The sequence below is a fragment of the Mycobacterium sp. genome (assembly GCF_032162605.1).
In the GTDB taxonomy this organism is placed as follows: Bacteria; Actinomycetota; Actinomycetes; order Mycobacteriales; family Mycobacteriaceae; genus Mycobacterium.
On the sequence record NZ_JAVROT010000172.1, the window covers coordinates 1 to 5,175 of the forward strand.

At 63.4% G+C, this 5,175-nt stretch carries 5 protein-coding genes; 2 read left to right on the plus strand and 3 right to left on the minus strand.

Annotated elements, in window-relative coordinates:
• Window positions 1-1,483 (minus strand): amino acid permease (locus tag QOI01_RS10620; RefSeq protein ID WP_526380630.1); only part of this gene is annotated, 1,483 nt, incomplete at its 3' end.
• Entirely contained in the window at window positions 1,480-2,343 is an 864-nt protein-coding gene (locus tag QOI01_RS10625) for a phytanoyl-CoA dioxygenase family protein (RefSeq protein WP_526380632.1), read from the minus strand. The genes QOI01_RS10620 and QOI01_RS10625, both read right to left, overlap by 4 nt.
• Window positions 2,344-2,506: 163 nt before the next feature.
• Here QOI01_RS10625 and QOI01_RS10630 point away from each other — a divergent pair, with 163 nt between their 5' ends.
• Entirely contained in the window at window positions 2,507-3,136 is a 630-nt protein-coding gene (locus QOI01_RS10630; protein WP_526380634.1) for a TetR/AcrR family transcriptional regulator, read from the plus strand.
• 21 nt (window positions 3,137-3,157) lie between these two features.
• On the opposite strand, the gene QOI01_RS10635 is transcribed toward QOI01_RS10630, so the two are convergent.
• Window positions 3,158-3,619, minus strand: a complete 462-nt coding sequence (locus tag QOI01_RS10635) for a hypothetical protein (protein ID WP_526380636.1) — start codon at window positions 3,617-3,619, stop codon at window positions 3,158-3,160.
• A gap of 243 nt (window positions 3,620-3,862) precedes the next feature.
• Here QOI01_RS10635 and QOI01_RS10640 point away from each other — a divergent pair, with 243 nt between their 5' ends.
• Entirely contained in the window at window positions 3,863-5,110 is a 1,248-nt protein-coding gene (locus tag QOI01_RS10640; protein WP_526380638.1) for an NAD(P)/FAD-dependent oxidoreductase, read from the plus strand.
• The last annotated feature ends 65 nt before the right edge of the window (window positions 5,111-5,175 follow it).

Here is a 5,175-nt window from a genome sequence, read left to right on the forward strand (position 1 = left end):
CACGATTCCGTTTCCCGGCCGCGAGATAATGGATGAGGCCCACGCCGATGACCACTACCGGCACATACATTCCGGCATAACGTTGCCACCACTCGCTGCCGTAGAAAGCGGCTCGCGGCCACATCATGTTCGCACACGCCAGGACCCCGAAAAGAACCGCAGCAGCATCGATGTAGAGACCCCACCGCCCGAGGCTGAAATGACCGGGCTGTGTCGACCAGTCTCCGCGGAGCCTGCTTCGGAGCGCAAGGGCGCTGACCGCCAGATAGCCGAGGTATATCAGAAAGGTGCCGGCACCGATGATTGCACTGAAAACTCTCGGCATCGCGATGTTGATGAGCAAGGCGGTAAACCAGAGCACAGCCACGAGGAGCGTTGCCCAAATTGGGGTGTGCCCGGAATGGGATACCCGGGATAGTTTTGTCGCCGCCCAGTATCGACCGTCGCGGGCCTGGGAGAAGATCATGCGTGCCACGAGGGCGTGGGCAGCCGTGGCGGCACACACGATGCAGGTCAACACGACCAGCGAGAAGACCTTGCCGACCACGGGTCCTGCGAGCAGATTGACGACGTAGCTCAGCCCATCTCCGATATGGGGATCGGTGAGATCAGGAATGGCCATTGGGACGAGAGCCACTATGAGAAAACACAATCCTCCGGCGACGCCGAGCGCTTTCAACATCGCCCGCGGACCATTGCGGCGCGGGTCCCGCGTTTCCTCGGCCAGCGATGTCGCTTCATCCATTCCGAACAAAACGTAGAGCGGCAAAAACGCGGCAATCAGGAGACCTCCGACGGCTTGAGTGCCGCCTGCGGTTACGTCGATGCCGTGGGCGAGGACTGACGGACCCCGGCGCACATGGGACATCAACACCACCAGCAGAAGCGCCACGCCGGCCAGCTCCGCGAACACCCCGATGTAGCTCAACAGCCGCAGAACGGAAACCTTCATCACATTGACGGCCGTGGTTGCCGCGAAGAGAAATAGCGAGAGAAATGCGGCGTTGGCGGCGTACAGGGGGTCCGTTGCTGCGACGACGTCCGAACCGAACAGTTGAAACCGCGGCGAAAGAGCGGTCAGGGTTGCCTGCAGTCCAAGAGCAATCGTGGGGGCGACGATCAACCACGCCACCGTGTACACCCAGCCCGTCATCCAGCCAAGGAAGTCGCCACCAATCCGTTTAGCCCACTGGTAGATGGACCCCGATATCGGGTATTTCGCGGCGAGCTCAGCGAACACGAGTGTCGTCATCAATTGTCCGAAGAATACGACGAGGACGAGCCACACGGCTGCCGGACCTGCGCTCGACCAACCGATACCGTAGGTGACCGAGGTTCCGACCAGAACCGATATCAAGGCGAAGCCCGCCGCGAACGTCGCTGATTGGCCGAGTTTGCGTTTGAGCTGCGAGGTGTACCCGAGCGATTGCAGATCCTCGTCGTCACGGGCAGCGAGGACCGCGCTCGGGGTCGGAACTTTCACTTCTTGTCCGCGTAGCTGATGTCGACGTTCGACCAGTCGAGTGGCCGGCGGTCTCCATGAATGGCGGATATCGGGTCTTCATTGTCGTTGATGTAACCGATTACCGGATTCCCCATCTGATAGCCCATCAAGCGCAGCAAATCATCATCAAGGGTTCTTGCGACATCGAGGGGCGTCGAGAGGTATTGGTTCTCCTCCTGGCGGACCCACCCAACGGCGTAGGTGATGTTAATCGCTTTTCGGACCCGATCCGCGGTGCGATTGGCGCCACCCCCGTGATACAGCTTGCCGGTGTACATCAACACCGAGCCGCGTTCCATTTCCGCGGGCACCGTGTCCGCCGGGGTAAAAGTGTGGTGGTCGGACAATGTGTGGCTTCCCGGGACCACCCGGGTTGCGCCGATCTCATCGGTGTACTCGCTCATCGCCCACAAGGTGTTGCACTGGACGTCGTAGTCACTCGGGAATTTGAAGCCGTCCCAAGCGAATTCGTCCCGGTGAATGACCTGTGCCGGTTGGCCGGGGTAGATGGAGATCACCTGTGTGAGATGAAGCTGATAGGTGTGGGCGTGGGACAGCACCTCACCGACAGCTCCCAACACGAGGGGATGGGTGATGAGTTCGCGGGCGGCAGGGGAGCGCGCAACCAGGGCGCCGGTGCGCCGCGTTTGGCGCCCTGCGATGGCGTCGAGGCCGGTGCCGGTCGCGTCAATGTAGGGATTGAGCTCGCGTTCGCACCGGTCCATGACGTCATCGGAGGCGAGCTTGTCGACGATGACGTAGCCGTCCTCGCGGAGCGCGGTCGCAATGTCTGACGGCGAGGTCGTTGCGGGCAAGTGATTTAGCTTGACGATTCTCATGGCGATCCTTCAGCGGCGGGCGGCATCCGCGGCACACCAGTGGGCCCACATATCAGACTGGAGTCTAGACTTCAGTCGTGTTCATCGTCGGTGCCGAGGCCCCGCCACGCAACCTGCAGGGTGTTAAATCTGCATTTCGCTTTAGGGTTGAGCGGACCGCGGGATGATCGACGAGGGTAAGGGCAGCAGAGTGATGCGGCGAGTTCCACGGCAACAACGCAGCCGCGAAAAGGTGCAGCACATACTCGCGGTTGCGGGAGAACTCATGTCCGAGATCGGGTACGAAGCGTTTATCCTCACCCCCACAAAGCTTTTCGACCGGGCGGCTGTCACTGGCGGTGCGTTCTACGCGTACTTCGAGAACCTCACCGACGTGGCTGATGCCCTAGCCGAACAGTCGATGGAGGAATGCCGACGTCAGGCCGACCAGTTCGGGGACACCCTGTTCGCGAGTCTTGACGCAGCGTGTGACTCGTTTCTCGAAACATTCAGCGCCTTCTACAGTCGCCCTGTGCCCTACGAGTTGTGGTGTCGTGGCTACATCTCACGGGCAATGAAAGAGCTCGACGGCGTAACCAATCAATACATCGCCGAGCGCTTTCGAACCGTCCTGAACGAGCAATTCGAACTCAATCTTTCCCAAGTGACCTGCATCGTTGCTGTCGAGATGTCCGATCATCTCTCGCGCTACGCGTACCGGAACGGCGACGTAGACCTCGAGGCGAAGGACAAAGCGAAATCTGCGATGCGCGCTTTCCTGTCCGCGGAGTCGTCCGGGCACGGTGGCTGCTAGCGGCCGGCAGCGGGGTGGTTCTTAATCGCCCGCCCGCACGGCGGCGGCGACCCCGGCGGCGGTGGCCGAGACGGCCGCCAGCGCCCCGAGCACCCGGTGGGCCTTGGGCAGGCCCCGGCCCAAGACCATGGCCAGCGCGTCGATGAGGTCGGTCCCGGCGGCGGCCAGGTACCACCGGCGCTCGACTTCCGGGTCGCCCGAACGGTGGGCCCACACTATGCCGGCGCCCACCGCGATGTTTCGGGCGCCGAACCCGCGCGCGATGGCCACCGCGACCGGGTCAGGATCCTTACCGGGGAACAACCGCCCGAGCAAGAAACCGGGCAACGCGATGATGACGGCGCCGAGGGCGGCCCGGGCCCAGCCCAGCGCAACGACGGTGGCCGGTTCGGATTCGGTAGCAGCAGCGGTGTGCTCACGTGGACCGGATTCCTGACCACCCCCCGATTCGTCGTACGACCATGCTGCTATCAGCAGATCCATGCCGGCAGCGAAGGCAGCTGAAATTGGCCGGGGGATAGCCATTGTGGTCCCTCCCATCGAGAGTCAACGGATCGGAACGGTACGCCAAAGTTCGCGGGCGTACAAGAGTCACTCTTATTAGCGAGTGAATTGTCTTTCCCATGTACTGCCTCTTGCTACCTTGGCTTTGGATGATCGGACCGAACGCAAGCTGCTCTCGGGCACCCCGCTCCTTCAGGAGAAAATCTGCCTCACGAAGAACCCGTGACCGATTGTGACGTGTTGATCCTCGGGGGAAGCATGGCCGGCATAGAGCTGGTCCATCAACTGCGACGCAGCCCCGCCGGGCGGGCACTCAGGATCGCGGTGATCGACCGTCAGGCGGTACATGGGTACATCCCCTTGGCGCACGAGCGCCTCTGCCTGCGCCTGCCCATGTCGACGAGCGAGCTGGCGACGGCGCAGCAGGTGGTGAACGCCGGATACCGGTACGTGCTCGGCGAACTGGTGGGAATCGACGTGCAAACGAAGACGGTCGAACTCGGGTCGGGCGAACGGGTCAGTGGGCGGTTTGTGGTTGTCGCGCTCGGGTCGGCGCTGGCGGCGCCGCAGCGGTTACCGGGGCGCGAGCACCTGCTGGGCTTCAAGTTCGCCAGTGAGTTCGACGAGGCGCGCGCACATCTCGCGGCGCTACTCGACGGCTCCCAGGCGCGGATTCCGCAGGCCAACGGAAGGCGGGGCCAGTCGCATGGCACAGACTGGGTCGGCGAGCCTCGACTCGTGGTCATCGGCGGTGGGATCAGCGGGGTCGAACTGGCGGGCGAGTTGGCCCATTTGGCGCGGGTGCGACCACCGGGATGGCGGGCACCCGCAGTGACCCTCGTCCATAGCGGAACGCGGCTGCTTCCACAGTTGTCCGAGCGGGCAGGTCGTCGAGCAGAGCATCTCCTGCGACAGCAGCACGTCGACGTGCGCTTGCGGACGCGGGTGGTCCAGGTCGAGCGGGCGGTGGTGAAGGTGGAAGGACCCAGCGGCGTGAAGGAGATACCGTGCGGTGGGGCGTACTGGGCGGGCGGGCTGCAGCCGGCGGAGGTGCTCGCGGACCTCGACCTGCCGCGCACACCGACCGGCTGGCTGTCGGTCGATCCCACGTTCCAGTGCGCTCCTGCGCCGTTGAGCCACCCGGGCATCTTTGCGTTCGGCGACGCGGTTCGTGTGGTCGACGGGGCCAGCGAGTGGCCGACGGTACAACGGGCAACCGAATGTCTACCGCAAGCGAAAGTCGTTGCGCGCAATATCATGCTGCTGGCAGCGGAGCCGCCGGACTATCCCAACGGGTTGCCACCACTGGTGTCCTACCGCCTGCACGGCGAAGCCCCTTACGGGGTGAACATCGGCGGTGCGGCGCTGCTCGTGATCGGCCGGTTGGTGCTCAATGCGCCACGATTCAACACCTGGGTTCGCCGGTCAGTAGTCATGCCGTGGTATCTGCGGCGCCACCGGGTCCAGTGAAGGTCATCCGCCATTCCCGTCGTCGGTCCGTGCTCGGCGATTCTCACAGCGGCTCCGTGACGTAG